11 protein-coding genes are annotated in these 13,945 nt (G+C 66.5%); 9 read left to right on the top strand and 2 right to left on the bottom strand.

Going from position 1 to position 13,945, the window contains the following annotated elements:
• Positions 1 to 72 precede the first annotated feature (72 nt).
• Positions 73 to 4,314 (top strand): calcium-binding protein, encoded by a 4,242-nt coding sequence (locus AC3B6A_RS17330; RefSeq protein ID WP_488398445.1) that lies wholly within the window; start codon positions 73 to 75, stop codon positions 4,312 to 4,314.
• Between the two features lie 68 nt (positions 4,315 to 4,382).
• On the opposite strand, the gene AC3B6A_RS17325 is transcribed toward AC3B6A_RS17330, so the two are convergent.
• A complete protein-coding gene (locus AC3B6A_RS17325) occupies positions 4,383 to 4,877 on the bottom strand; it encodes an MgtC/SapB family protein (protein WP_488398444.1) in 495 nt (164 codons plus the stop codon).
• A gap of 270 nt (positions 4,878 to 5,147) precedes the next feature.
• On the opposite strand from AC3B6A_RS17325, the gene AC3B6A_RS17320 reads away from it, so the two are divergent.
• The 4 genes from AC3B6A_RS17320 (at position 5,148) to AC3B6A_RS17305 (ending at position 9,283) form a co-directional block, all read left to right on the top strand.
• The gene (locus tag AC3B6A_RS17320) at positions 5,148 to 6,815 is read left to right on the top strand and encodes an AMP-binding protein (RefSeq protein ID WP_488398443.1); all 1,668 of its coding nucleotides are present in this window, start codon (positions 5,148 to 5,150) and stop codon (positions 6,813 to 6,815) included.
• Between the two features lie 31 nt (positions 6,816 to 6,846).
• Positions 6,847 to 7,272 (top strand): hotdog fold thioesterase, encoded by a 426-nt coding sequence (locus tag AC3B6A_RS17315; protein ID WP_488398442.1) that lies wholly within the window; start codon positions 6,847 to 6,849, stop codon positions 7,270 to 7,272.
• Positions 7,273 to 7,786: 514 nt separating this feature from the next.
• A complete protein-coding gene (locus tag AC3B6A_RS17310; protein WP_488398441.1) occupies positions 7,787 to 8,590 on the top strand; it encodes an AraC family transcriptional regulator in 804 nt (267 codons plus the stop codon).
• A gap of 45 nt (positions 8,591 to 8,635) precedes the next feature.
• On the top strand, positions 8,636 to 9,283 hold the full coding sequence (locus AC3B6A_RS17305) for a LysE family translocator (protein ID WP_488398440.1): 648 nt from the start codon (positions 8,636 to 8,638) through the stop codon (positions 9,281 to 9,283).
• Positions 9,284 to 9,294: 11 nt separating this feature from the next.
• Here the strand turns inward: AC3B6A_RS17305 and AC3B6A_RS17300 are convergent, their stop codons facing one another.
• Positions 9,295 to 9,759 carry a hypothetical protein gene (locus tag AC3B6A_RS17300; RefSeq protein ID WP_488398439.1) on the bottom strand — a complete coding sequence of 155 codons (465 nt, stop codon included), beginning with the start codon at positions 9,757 to 9,759 and terminating at the stop codon, positions 9,295 to 9,297.
• Between the two features lie 223 nt (positions 9,760 to 9,982).
• Between AC3B6A_RS17300 and AC3B6A_RS17295 the strand changes: the two genes are divergently transcribed.
• The 4 genes from AC3B6A_RS17295 (at position 9,983) to AC3B6A_RS17280 (ending at position 13,734) form a co-directional block, all read left to right on the top strand.
• Entirely contained in the window at positions 9,983 to 10,783 is an 801-nt protein-coding gene (locus AC3B6A_RS17295) for an alpha/beta fold hydrolase (RefSeq protein ID WP_488398438.1), read from the top strand.
• 9 nt (positions 10,784 to 10,792) lie between these two features.
• Positions 10,793 to 11,659 (top strand): alpha/beta hydrolase, encoded by an 867-nt coding sequence (locus tag AC3B6A_RS17290; RefSeq protein WP_488398437.1) that lies wholly within the window; start codon positions 10,793 to 10,795, stop codon positions 11,657 to 11,659.
• A 67-nt stretch (positions 11,660 to 11,726) separates the two neighbouring features.
• Positions 11,727 to 12,617, top strand: coding sequence for a DUF4892 domain-containing protein (locus AC3B6A_RS17285; RefSeq protein ID WP_488398436.1), 891 nt, complete (start codon positions 11,727 to 11,729; stop codon positions 12,615 to 12,617).
• A gap of 67 nt (positions 12,618 to 12,684) precedes the next feature.
• Positions 12,685 to 13,734: an AI-2E family transporter gene (locus AC3B6A_RS17280; protein ID WP_488398435.1), complete on the top strand. Its 1,050-nt coding sequence runs from the start codon at positions 12,685 to 12,687 to the stop codon at positions 13,732 to 13,734.
• The last annotated feature ends 211 nt before the right edge of the window (positions 13,735 to 13,945 follow it).

Raw genomic sequence — 13,945 nt, 5'->3', positions numbered from 1 at the left:
GGGCAAGCCAATCCCGCAACTTATGCCGATCTTATCGGGGCGGTGGGTACTCATCTTGCCGGGGTGCCCGGAATGGGGCAGGCAGCCGCCGCTGCATTGTCATTCTCAGTCGGGTATAAAATTGGTTCCTATATACAGGAGAACTACGGCGATCGAGTTGAAGCTCGATTTGGAGATTTGAGTTTCAGAGTGGGGCAGTTTGCTGAGCAGGTTGGCGGAGAGACTCTTGGCGGAATCACTGCAGCCATGACACATACGCTCCTGATGTCCTATGGTCTGCCGTTGGAAATGCTGGAAGACGTTAACGCCTGGGTCAGTGAGCAACGCTTGCTGGACCCGGTTTTCAAAGCCTATGACGATGTAGTGGGGTGGGTCGATGCAGAAGTCTTCGATCCCCTTGCCAGGATTTATGAAGATGGCGCTGCATGGCTAGGAGACTCTCTGGATTCTCTCGGCGGATGGCTGGATGACACCGGTGCGTTCATTTCCGGCACCGTCAACGACATGTACAACTCCGCATTGAACTTCGTCCAAAGTCTTGACCCTCTCGCCCTGGATCTCGACGGTGACGGCCTCGAAACCGTAGCCGCGAACAAAGGCGTCACCTTCGACTTCAATGGCGACGGCCTGAAGACCGGCACCGGCTGGATTGGCAAGGACGATGGTTTCCTTGTCCTGGACCGCAACGGCAATGGCCGGGTCGACACCGGCGCCGAGCTGTTCGGTGTCGACTTCGTCAAGAGCAACGGCCAGAAGGCCGCCAACGGCTTCGATGCCCTGCGCGATCTCGACTCCAACCACGATGGCATCTTCAATGCCAGCGATGCCCGGTTCGCTGACGTCCGCGTCTGGCAGGACCAGAACCAGGATGGCGTCAGCCAGGCCGGTGAACTGAAGTCCCTGGCCGATCAGCACATCACCTCGATCAACCTCAGCGCTACCGCATCCAGCCAGACCAGCAACGGCAACACCGTCAGCGCGGTCGGCAACTTCACCCGCGACGATGGCACCTCCGGCGAAATCGCCGGCACCGCCGGCAACCTCGACCTGGCCGCCAACCCGTTCTACCGCGAATACACCAACCAGGTGGCCCTGGATGAGATCGCCAAGGGGCTGCCGGATATGAAGGGCTCCGGGGCGGTCCGCGATCTGCGCGAGGCCAGCATGCAGAACGCCGGCCTCAAGGCGGTGCTGGCCGAGTACGCCAACGCCCAGACCCGCGAGCAGCAACTGGCCCTGCTGGACCGCGTGCTCGGTGAATGGGCGGCCAGTTCCGGCTATCGCACCTTCGACCAGCGGGTGAGCGACCTGTCCCAGGGCCTGATGACCGTGGACTTCGGCTGGTCCTGGGAGCAGCGGGACGGTCTCGCGGCGGGTTTCACTGGGGGTGGTGGTGGCAGCCAGACGCTCTCCGGCATCGACAGGGACAATCTGAACAAATCCACTGGCCCGACCGAGGAGCAACTGAAGCAGAAGGCCCTGCTGGAGCGGGTGGGTCTGCTGGAAGTGTTCAATGCGCAGAACCTCTTCAACTTCAGCCGGGAGGAAGACAGCCGCGGCAACACCCATTTGGGTATCAAAGCGGGGACGTCGCTGAGCAACTTTTCCCAAAGCACCGCCAGTGGCGGAAGTTCCCAGAAGAACAGTGGTGGCGCCATCGTCACCCACTGGACCCTGACCGAAAAGAACCTGGCCTTGAATGTGGGGCAGGCAAACTTGATCAATTCGGCATACGAGTCGTTGAGGGCGTCCGTCTACGACAGCCTGCTGTTGCAGACGCGGTTGCGGCCTTATGTCGAGGCGATCGGTATCAACCTGGACAGCAAAGGCCTGGAACTGGACTACAGCGCGGTGGCCGCGCTGTTCCAGACCTCGTTCGCCCAAGACCGTATCGGCGGAGTGACGGATCTACTGGAGTTTCTGGCACAGCCTTTGGCTGCGAGAGGCTTCAGTGAGTTGTTTCCGATTGCCGAGTCCTATGTTCAGAGCTTGAGTGCGGATGAGATTGCGAAGATCAATGCGTCGGGCATTGGCCTTCAGGTGGGCACCGACAGTGCTCAGGGTCTGTCGGGTAAGGACAAGCAGGATTATCTGTTTGGATTTGGTGGCAATGACAACCTGTCCGGCAACGGCGGAAATGACCAGTTGGATGGCGGCGCTGGTAGCGACACGCTGTACGGCGGTGTCGGCGACGACAGCCTGCTGGGCGGCCTGGGCAACGACTACGTCTCTGGCGGTACCGGCGACGACATCCTGGTCGGTGATGCCGGCAACGACAACCTCTCCGGCGATGCCGGCAACGACGTGTACCGCTTCGAGCGTGGTTGGGGCCAGGACGTGGTGAACAACTACGACACCAGCGCCGGGAAAGTGGACGCCATCGAGTTCGGCGCGGACATCGCCGCCAGCGACATCGTGGCGACCCGCTACAGCGATAACCTGTACCTGAATCTGAAGGGCAGCACCGATCAGATCATTGTGCAGAACTACTTCAGCGGGGACGCCGCGGGTAAGTATCGCCTGGAGGAAATCCGCTTCGCCGACGGCACGGCCTGGGATATTGCGCAGGTGAAGCGCCTGGTACAGCAGGGCACCGAGGGGGCCGACAGCCTCTACGGCTATGCCGTGGCCGATACGCTCAGTGGCGATGCCGGCAACGACAAGCTGTACGGCGGTGCCGGTGACGACCGCCTGTTGGGCGGCCTGGGCAACGACGACGTCTACGGCGATGTCGGCAACGACCTGTTGCACGGCAATGAAGGCAACGACTACGTCTCTGGCGGTACCGGCGACGACATCCTGGTCGGTGATGCCGGCAACGACAACCTCTCCGGCGATGCCGGCAGCGACGTGTACCGCTTCGAGCGTGGTTGGGGCCAGGACGTGGTGAACAACTACGACACCAGCGCCGGGAAAGTGGACGCCATCGAGTTCGGCGCGGACATCGCCGCCAGCGACATCGTGGCGACCCGCTACAGCGATAACCTGTACCTGAATCTGAAGGGCAGCACCGATCAGATCATTGTGCAGAACTACTTCAGCGGGGACGCCGCGGGTAAGTATCGCCTGGAGGAAATCCGCTTCGCCGACGGCACGGCCTGGGATATTGCGCAGGTGAAGCGCCTGGTACAGCAGGGCACCGAGGGGGCCGACAGCCTCTACGGCTATGCCGTGGCCGATACGCTCAGTGGCGATGCCGGCAACGACAAGCTGTACGGCGGTGCCGGTGACGACCGCCTGTTGGGCGGCCTGGGCAACGACGACGTCTACGGCGATGTCGGCAACGACCTGTTGCACGGCAATGAAGGCAACGACTACGTCTCTGGCGGTACCGGCGACGACATCCTGGTCGGTGATGCCGGCAACGACAACCTCTCCGGCGATGCCGGCAACGACGTGTACCGCTTCGAGCGTGGTTGGGGCCAGGACGTGGTGAACAACTACGACACCAGCGCCGGGAAAGTGGACGCCATCGAGTTCGGCGCGGACATCGCCGCCAGCGACATCGTGGCGACCCGCTACAGCGATAACCTGTACCTGAATCTGAAGGGCAGCACCGATCAGATCATTGTGCAGAACTACTTCAGCGGGGACGCCGCGGGTAAGTATCGCCTGGAGGAAATCCGCTTCGCCGACGGCACGGCCTGGGATATTGCGCAGGTGAAGCGCCTGGTACAGCAGGGCACCGAGGGGGCCGACAGCCTCTACGGCTATGCCGTGGCCGATACGCTCAGTGGCGATGCCGGCAACGACAAGCTGTACGGTGGTACCGGTGACGATAGCCAAGCGGGTGGTTTGGGTAATGACTACCTGTATGGCGAGGCTGGCAACGACCTGCTGCAGGGAGATGAAGGTAACGACACCCTCTATGGTGGTGCAGGTGATGACACGCTGATCGGTGGCGTGGGCAGCGACTACCTCTCCGGCGAAGCCGGTAGCGACGTGTATCGCTTCGAGCGCAATTCTGGTCAGGACACTGTCTACAACTACCACACCGACACTAACACCCTCGATCAACTGGCCTTCGTCGATGGCATCACCGCTGACCAGCTTTGGTTCCGCAAGAACGGTAGCAACCTGGATATCAGCGTGATCGGTACCAGCGACAAGGTCTCGATCAGCAGCTGGTTCTCAGGCAACAACTATCATCTGGGTCAGATCACCTCGGCCGATGGCAAGACCCTGCTGGAAAGCCAGGTACAGAACCTGGTCAATGCGATGGCGGCCTTCGGTGTGCCCGCTGGCGGGGAGTCGAACCTGACGCCGGATCAGCGCCAGCAACTGGAGGTGGTGATTGCAGCGAACTGGCAATAAGCCGTAGTCGAATATCCTCTCCATAATAGAGAGGAGCCCCATGAACAAGGCCCCTTGCGGGGCCTTGTTCATTTCGGCGCTTCGTCGTCGTCCGTCAGCGTGGGTGGCGGTTTGCGGAAGCGTGCGTCGATGTGGTGTTCCAGCCAGGAGCCGAGGCTGAGGGTCAGCAGGGTCAGGACCACGCCGATGACGGCCGTGACGGCGTGGCCGCTGCCGCAGGCGATGCCGATCATCGACGATATCCAGATGGTGGCGGCGGTGGTCAGGCCTTCCACGCGGTAGCGGCGCTCGTGGTGGACGATGACCCCGGCGCCGATGAAGCCGATGCCGGTCAGCACGCCCTGGACCACCCGGCTGGCGGCGTCGGGGCTGATCGGGTGCAGTTGCAGGATGATGCCCACCGCCAGCGCGGCGGCCAGGGAGGTGAGGGCGTGGGTGCGCAGGCCGGCGGGGCGGTTGTGCATCTCGCGGTTGAGGCCGATCAGGCCGCCGCAGACGGTGGCGATCAGCAGGTTCAGCAGCAGGTCGAGCTGGCCCGGGGGGATCTGCAAGGCTTCCGGCATGGTGGATATCCGTCTTGGTATTCACGAAAGGGTAGTGCGACTTTGCCCGCGAGGTGCTGCCGCAGGGCAAGACGCCGCTGGATATTGCCCCGCGCAGCCCCACGCTAGAGCGGCTGTATGCGCCAAGTGCGATGCGTCCTACAAAAGTTCACACGATCGGTCTTGTCTGCCGCGTCCGTGCATGGAATATTCGACCAAGCAAGTGCTTGGTCGATCTATCGCTATACCTCTGAGCTACACCTCTGAAAAAGAACAACAAAGGAGGGGCACGTGGTTAAAGCAGTCCGATTACCGCTCGATCTGTTCTATCAGCGCGAGAAGAACCATCCGAACAAGCGCTACCTCGTCCAGCCGCTGGGCGGCGGCGAGGTGGAAACGCTCACCTGGGGCGAGGTGGGCGACCAGGCGCGGCGCGCCGCCGCCTGGCTGCGCGGCCTGGAGCTGCCGGCGGGAAGCCGCGTGGCGATCATTTCCAAGAACTGCGCGCACTGGATAGTCGCCGACATCGCCATCTGGATGGCCGGCCATGTGTCCGTGCCGCTGTACCCCAACCTCACCGCCGATTCCGTGCGCCAGGTGATGAGCCACTCCGAGGCGCGGGTGGCCTTCGTCGGCAAGCTGGACGACTGGCCGGCGATGGCGGACGGCATTCCCGACGGCGTGCCCACCGTGGCGCTGCCGCTGCATCCGCAGGGGCGCTTCGATCACCCGTGGGCCGAGCTCCAGGCGCGCTCGCCGATCCGCGACGATCCGCGCCCCGACGCCACCACCCTGGCCACCCTCATCTACACCTCCGGCACCACCGGCATGCCCAAGGGCGTGATGCACAGCTTCGGCAACTTCGCCTTCGCCGCCAGCCATGCCATGGAGCTGTTCGGCGTGGGCGAGCAGGACCGCCTGCTGTCCTACCTGCCGCTGTGCCACGTGGCCGAGCGCATGTTCGTGGAAATGGCGTCGATCTACGCCGGGCAGACGGTCTTCTTCGCCGAGAGCCTGGACACCTTCGTCGCCGACATGCGCCGCGCCCGGCCCACGGTGTTCTTCGGCGTGCCGCGCATCTGGACCAAGTTCCAGATGGGGGTGTACGCGCAGATGTCGGCGCAGAAGCTCGACCGCCTGCTGCGCCTGCCCATCGTCGGCCGCCTGGTCGGCCGCAAGGTGCTCGCCGGCCTCGGCCTGGATGCCGTGCGCTATGCCCTGTGCGGCGCCGCGCCGGTGCCCGATGCGCTGCTCGACTGGTACCGGCGCCTGGGCCTGAACCTGCTGGAGGTCTACGGCATGACCGAGAACTGCGGCTATTCCCACGTCTGCCGGCTCGGTGAGCAGAAGGCCGGCTGGATCGGTCGCAACAGTCCCGGGGTGGAAGTGCGCATCAGCGACGAGGGCGAGGTGCAGGTGCGCAGCGGCGCGACCATGCTCGGCTACTACAAGGACCATGAGCGCACCGCCGAGACCCTCACCGAGGACGGCTTCCTGCGCACCGGCGACAAGGGCGAGCAGGACGCCGACGGCAACCTGCGCCTGACCGGGCGGATCAAGGAAATCTTCAAGACCGCCAAGGGCAAGTACGTGGCGCCGGCGCCGATCGAGAACCGCCTGGCCGTGCACTCGCGCATCGAGCAGATCTGCGTGGTCGGCGAGGGCCTGATCGCGCCCCTGGGGCTCTGCGTGCTGTCGGAGATGGGCCGGCAGGAAGCGGCCAACGGCGCCCGCGGCGAACTGGAGCAGAGCCTGACGGCGCTGCTGGAGGAGGTGAACACCGTGCTCGACAAGCACGAGCGGCTGGCCGGCCTGGTGCTGGTGCGCGATGTCTGGACGGTGGACAACGGCTTCCTCACGCCGACCCTGAAGATCAAGCGCAACATGGTGGAAGGCGCCTACGGCCAGCGTTTCAATGAATGGGCGGAGCGCCGCGAGGCGGTGCAGTGGCATGACTGAACTTTTGCACGACTGAACAGGGGGAAAGGCAATGATCTGGCGCACCATGCCCAATCTGGAAAGGCTCAACGCGCAGCTGAAGAACACCATCGGCGAGGTGCTGGATATCCGCTTCGAGGCGTTCGACGACGACTCGCTGACCGCCAGCATGGTGGTGGATTCGCGCACCCATCAGCCCTTCGGCCTGTTGCATGGCGGCGCCTCGGTGGTGCTGGCGGAAACCGTCGGCTCCACCGCCAGCTATCAGTGCCTCGACACCAGCCGGTACTACTGCGTCGGCCTGGAGGTGAACGCCAACCACCTGCGCGGCCTGCGCAGCGGGCGGGTGACGGCGGTGGCGAAGGCGGTGCACATCGGCCGCTCGACCCACGTCTGGGAAATCCGCCTGCATGGGGACGACGGCAAGCCGAGCTGCATATCCCGGCTGACCATGGCGGTGGTGCCGCTGGAGCGCTGACCTCGGGGGCTTTCCCCTGGGGGCGCGGATTTTCCGTGATGGATTTCGCGGACAAGGTCCGCTCCTACGGGGCGAGTCCGGCGCGGCCCTTGTAGGAGCGGAGCTTCTCCGCGATCGGGGAGCATCACTGCTCACCATGGCAGGGCCGTAGGATGGGTGGAGCGAAGCGATACCCATGCTGCCGGTGCCGCGATCGATGGGTATCGCTTCGCTCCACGCCATCCTACAAACAGCGGTCCAGGCGATTTCCGGATCCGTAGGTGGGCCGTACAGCCCGGCATCTTCGCCATTTTGTCCCAGCCCCGCCATTCCCGCGCCGCTGCAGGGCCGTAGGATGGGTGGAGCGAAGCGATACCCATGCTGCCGGTGCCGTGATCGATGGGTATCGCTTCGCTCCACGCCATCCTACAAACAGCAGTCCGGGCGATTTCCGCTCCTACGCTGGGCCGTACCACTCGGCCTCCCTCGCAATTTTGTCCAAGACCCACCATTCCCGCGCCGCTACAGTAGGCGCATGGAACGCATCGAACACCACAGCAGCGGCCTGCCCGGCGTCCGGTTCATCGACGCCGAGTACCGCCGTTTCGCCTTTCCCCGGCATTTTCATCTCGACTACCACGTCGGGCTGATGCTTGACGGCTGCCAGCGCTACACCCATCGCGGTGAGCGCTCGCTGGCCGGGAACGGTGACATCCTGCTGATGAGCCCGGAGAGCATCCACGACGGCGCCAGCGACGGTGATGGGGGCTACCGCATCCGCGTGTTGTCCATCGACCCGCAGTGGCTGGACGACGCCTGCCGCGCCTTCAGCGACGGCCGCCAGGGCGCGCCGCGCCTGACCGCCGCGCAATTGCGCGACCCGCAGTTGCAGGCCGAACTGCAGCAGGCCCACGCCCTGTTGCTCGGCGGCGAGCGGCTGGCGCAGGAAGGGCAGCTCTGGCAGGCGCTCGCCGCGTTGCTGGAGCGCGCCTCCAGCCTGCGCATCCGCGAGCCGGGGCAGGGCTTCGACGCGCTGACCTGGGCGCGCCTGCGCGAGTGGCTGGAGTCGCGCCTGGAGATGCCGCCGACGCTGGAGGAGATCGCCGGATTCTGCGACCTCAGCCCCTGGCAGGTGCTGCGCCGCTTCCGCCACCAGTGCGGGCTGCCGCCGCACCAGTGGCTGACCCAGCTGCGCCTGGAGCGCGCGCTGCCCCGGGTGATCAAGGGCCAGCCGCTGTCGGAGATCGCCCTGAGCCTGGGCTTCTACGACCAGGCCCACTTCAGCCGCCTGTTCCGCCGCACCTACGGCTTGCCGCCCGCGCGATTGCGCCAGGGCTGATCCGCCAACCAGATCCCGTTTTCTTTGCCACTGGAGAATCCCGCCATGCAGGAGGTTCACGTCTTGCTCATGCTCACCGCCGTGTTCGCCGTCGCCCTGGTCAGCCCCGGGCCGGACGTCGCGCTGGTGGTGCGCACCGCCCTGCACCAGGGCCGCCGCGCCGGCGTGCTCAGCGCCCTGGGGCTGGCCTGCGGCATCCTGATCCACGGCACCCTGGTGCTGACCGGCGTGTCGCTGCTGCTCAACCGTTCGCCGCTGCTGTTCGGCGCGCTGCAACTGGTGGGCGCGGGCTATCTCGGCTGGCTGGGGATCGGCGCGCTGCGGGCGCTGCGCAAGCCCGGCGGGGCAGGGCGGATCGACGGCGAGCTGGCGGAGTCGAAACTCGGCCCCTGGCTGCGCGGGCTGGCGACCAACCTGTTCAACCCCAAGGCGCTGGTGTTCTTCCTCGCACTGCTGAGCAGCCTGATCCCGGCGGACATGTCGGTGCCGGGCAAGGTCGCGGTGGCGGTGATGCTGTTCGTCACCGGCTTCGCCTGGTTCAGCCTGCTCAGCGTGACCCTGACCCGGCCGCTGTGGCAGCGGCGCCTGCTGCGCGCGGTGCCGGTGATCGACGGCGCCTGCGCGCTGGTGTTCCTGCTGGTGGCGGGCGGCATCCTGTTCAGCGTGGTGAACCACGCGGTGCACTGGGTCTGAGGGCCGGCCGCTCAGGGATGGCAGTTCGTCTGCAGCGCTTGCTTCAGCTCGGCGACGCTTCGACCCTGCATGACCTCGCCATGCAGCTGGTGCCCATAGGCAACGGCGGCCAATGCCGCCAGCGGCATCAGCAGTAGCACGCCGCCGCGCAAGGTGGCGAGCGGGCCGCGCCGGGCACGGGTGGCGCGGAAGCGCACCGCGTCCAGGGGCGGGAAATAGCCGTGGCGCAGTATCTTCAGTGCGACCGGCAACTGGGTCAGCGCAAATAGCAGCATCAACAGCGGCAAGCCGTAGCTGATCGCCAGCAGTGCCCAGTAGGTCCGGGGGATTCCCAGCCATTCGGGCTCGCAGTCGCTGCCCGTGGTGGCGTTGATCCACAGCCTCAGCAGCAGGAACGGCAGCACCGCCAGGGCCCAGGGCAACAGGCGCAGCACGGCCCGGCGTGGCTGTGCGGGAATCAGCGGGGCATCGGTCATGGCATCTGCGCCTGGAGTGAGATGGCGCGATGCTAGTGCCGGGCTGGAGAAAGGGTCCAGCCCGGGGCGCTTTCACGGGAAATGGCCGGCCAATAAAAGGGCAAATCCGCCGGAGCGCCATGGACTTTGGCCGTAGTGCCGTCATTCGCGGGGCTGCGGGTCATTGCCGCACTCTCAGTGCTGGCGGAAAATTCGGGCTGTCATTCCTCCTGAGTCCATCGGTATGTCCCAAGCGGTTTTCTTCGCCCACGCCAACGGCTTCCCATCGGGCACCTATGGCAAGCTGTTCGATGCCCTGGAGCCGGATTACCGGGTCCACCGGCTGGACATGCACGGCCACGACCCGCGCTTCCCGGTCAACGCCAACTGGGAAAACCTGGTGGAGGAACTGCTGCATCACCTCGAGGCGCTCGACGAGCCGGTCTGGGGCGTCGGCCATTCCCTCGGCGGCGTGCTGCATTACCACGCGGCGCTGCGTCGCCCGGAGCTGTACCGGGGTGTGGTGATGCTCGATTCGCCCCTGCTGACCCTGGCCGACCAACTGGTGATCCGCGCCGCCAAGCGCTTCGGCTTCATCGACCGCCTGACGCCCGCCGGCCGCACCCTGGGCCGCCGCGAGGACTTCAGCGATTTCGCCGAGGCGCTGGAGTATTTCGCCGGCAAGCCGCTGTTCAAGCGCTTCGACCGCGACTGCCTGGAAGCCTACGTGCGCCACGGCCTGGCGCCGGCCGCCGCGCAGGGGCTGCGGCTGAAGTTCGATCCGGCCACCGAAATCAGCATCTACCGCAACGTCCCGCACACCAGCCCCGGCCGGCCCAAGCAACTGGCGGTGCCGCTGACCATGGTGCGTGGCCGCCACAGCCGGGTGGTGCTGCCGCATCACGCACGGCTGGTCAGCCGCATTCCGCTGGGCGAGAACCTGTCGCTGCCGGGCGGGCACATGTTCCCGCTGGAGCGCCCGCAGGACACCGCCGCGCTGCTCAAGACCGTCTTCGCCCGCTGGCAACAGCGCGCCAGCCAATAAGGAACCGCCATGACCGCCCACGTCCAGGAAATCCGCCTGAACCTGCCGCACATCGAGCTGGCCGCGCACCTGTTCGGCCCGGAAGACGGCCGCCCGGTGATCGCCCTGCACGGCTGGCTGGACAACGCCATGAGCTTCGCCCGCCTGGCGCCGAAACTGCCCGGCCTGCGCATCCTCGCCCTCGACTTCGCCGGCCACGGCCACTCGGCGCACCGCGCGCCGGGCGCCAGCTACCTGCTGTGGGACTATGCCCTGGACGTGCTGATGGTGGCCGACCAGATGGGCTGGGAGCGCTTCTCGCTGCTCGGGCATTCCATGGGCGCCATCGTCTCGGTGCTGCTGGCCGGCGCCATGCCCGAGCGCATCGAGCGCCTGGCGCTGATCGACGGCCTGGTGCCCTACACCGGCGAGCCGGACACTTCGCCGCAGAAGCTCGGCGAGGCGCTGCGCGCGCAACTGGCGCTGCCGAACAAGCGCAAGCCGGTGTATGCGGCCATCGACCGCGCGGTGGAAGCGCGCATGAAGGGCGTCGGCGCGGTCAGCCGCGAGGCGGCGGAACTGCTGGCCTCCCGGGGCCTGGTGCCGGTGCCCGGCGGCTACACCTGGCGCACCGACGCGCGCCTGACCCTGCCGTCGCCGCTGCGCCTGACCCGCGCCCACGCGCGGCAATTCGTCCAGTCTGTCCAGTGCCCGACCAGCCTGGTGCTGGCGAAGGACGGCCTGCTGAGCGTGGAGCCGGCGACCCGCGAGCTGCTCCGGGATCGGCCCTTCGAGGTCGTCGAGCTGCCCGGCCAGCACCACCTGCACCTGGACGACGAGGCCGGCGCCGAGGCGGTGGCGGCGGTGTTCCGGCCCTTCCTGCTGGACACCCCGTAACACCCCGCAGCTTGACTAAACCGGGGCCTGCCGCGAGTCTGCACGGATCGTTTCAGGGAGATTGTGCATGCTCGACATCCAAACCGCCGCGCGCCCGTGCTGCAAAGGGACTTTCCAGGCCGCCGCGCCGCGCCCCCGGATGCCTCGGCTCCTGCACTCCCTCGTCTTCGGCGGCCTGCTCGCCGCCAGCGCCGGCGGTTTCGCCGCCGACCTGCCCGACAGCCACGACCTGGACATCCTGCCGCGCTTCCCGCGGGCGGAGATCGTCGATTTCAACCAGGCGGCCAACCAGGAGCGCACCTACCCGCAAGGCCCGATCAGCCGCATCAGCGGGCGCCTGCGCATGGAAGGGGAGGTGCGCGCGGTCGGCGGCCTGACCGCCGTGACCTACCGCCTGCCCGACGAAGACTCCAGCCAGAGCGCCTTCTCCGCCGCGCGCAAGGACCTGCTCAAGGCCAACGCCACGCCGCTGTTCTGGTGCGAGGGCCGCGACTGCGGCTCCAGCAACCTGCTGGCCAACGCGGTGTTCGGCAACGCCAAGCTCTACGGCCCGGACGAGCAGCAGGCCTACCTGCTGGTGCGCCTCGCCACGCCCCGCGATCACAGCCTGCTGGCGGTCTACACCATCACCCGCGGCAACCGCCGCGCCTACCTGCACGCCGAACAGCTGGACAGCGCCGCCGCCCTCGGCGAGCTGCTGCCCAGCCCGTCCACGCTGCTGCGCCTGCTCAAGGACAACGGCGAGCTGACCCTCAGCCACGTGCCGCCGCAGCCCGGCGGTGCCTGGCTCGACCTGCTGGTGCGCACCCTGCGCCTGGACACCGGCGTGCGCGTCGAGCTGGCCGGCCAGCATGCCGGCGCCTGGCGCGCCGCGCTGGCCGCCCAGGGCGTGCGCGATGCGCGCCTGCAGCAGGGCAAGGACGAGGGCGACGGCCTGCACCTGACCTGGCTGCGCTGATTCACCTACGCTGAAGGCGGGCGCTCTGCAAAGGGCGCCTTACCGTATTCGATGACCGGGAGTTCCGATGTTCGACAATGATCGCCTGCTGCTGCGCGTGCTGCTGCTGGGCCTGCTCGCCGCCAGTGTCTGGGTGCTGCTGCCGTTCTGGTCGGCGCTGGTCTGGGCCGCCGTGCTGGCCTTCGCCAGCTGGCCGCTGATGCGCCTGCTCACCCAGCTGCTGGGAGGCCGGGCCTCCGCCGCCGCCGGGCTGCTCACCCTCTGTTGGATCGTGCTGGTGGCCCTGCCGCTGGTGTGGCTGGGTTTCGGCCTGGTGGACCGGGTGCGCGAGGGCGTCGAACTGGTGAAGAACCTGCAGGTCTCCGGCCTGCCGCCGCCGCCGGAATGGATGGCCCGCGCGCCGCTGATCGGCGATCGCCTGGTCGGCTGGTGGTACCAGGCCGACCAGCAGGGTGTGGCGATGTTCTCCGCGCTCAAGCCGTACATGGGCCAGATCGGCAACTGGGCGCTGGCGCGCAGCGCCAAGCTCGGCACGGGGATCTTCGAGCTGGTGCTGAGCCTGGTGCTGATCTTCTTCTTCTACCGCGACGGCCTGCGCCTGCAGTCCTTCGCCCACTCGATGCTGCAACGGCTGATCGGCAATGCGGCCTCGCAGTACATGGACCTGATCGCCGGCACCGTGCAGCGCGTGGTCAACGGCGTGATCGGCACCGCCGTCGCGCAGGCGGTGCTGGCCACCATCGGCTTCCTCATCGCCGGCGTGCCGGGGGCATTCGTGCTGGGGATGCTGACCTTCGTCTCCAGCCTGCTGATGGTCCCGCCGCTGATCTGGGGGCCGGTGGCGGTCTGGCTGTTCTACCGGGAGAGCTACGGCTACGCGGTGTTCATGGCGACCTGGGGGTTCTTCGTGATCAGCGGGGTGGACAATATCCTCAAGCCCTACCTGATCAGCCGTGGCGGCAACCTGCCGCTGGTGGTGGTGCTGCTGGGGGTGCTGGGCGGGTTGCTCAGCTTCGGCTTTATCGGATTGTTCCTCGGGCCGGTGCTGCTGGCGGTGATGTACAACCTGATCAGTGTCTGGATCGACAGTTCGGACCGGTCGCCGCCGGCGGTTTGATGGCGGGGTGCGGCGTGGCCTGGCCGGCGTGGTGTGGCGCCGTGTGCGGGCCGTTCGCTTGTGGCGTCAGGCGTCGTAGGAGCGGACTCTGTCCGCGATGCTTTCTGCTTGGGTGTTTCTGCGCCGCTTCGGCGTGCGCGGGGACTTCTTGTTTCGCCCCCTCGGGCGACCTCCTTTGGCAAACGACCCAAAGGAGGCAAAGGTCTGTGCC

This window comes from Pseudomonas sp. B12(2026) (genome assembly GCF_057767015.1).
Note: the sequence above shows the minus strand (reverse complement) of the source record. Positions and strands in the feature narration are given on the sequence as shown.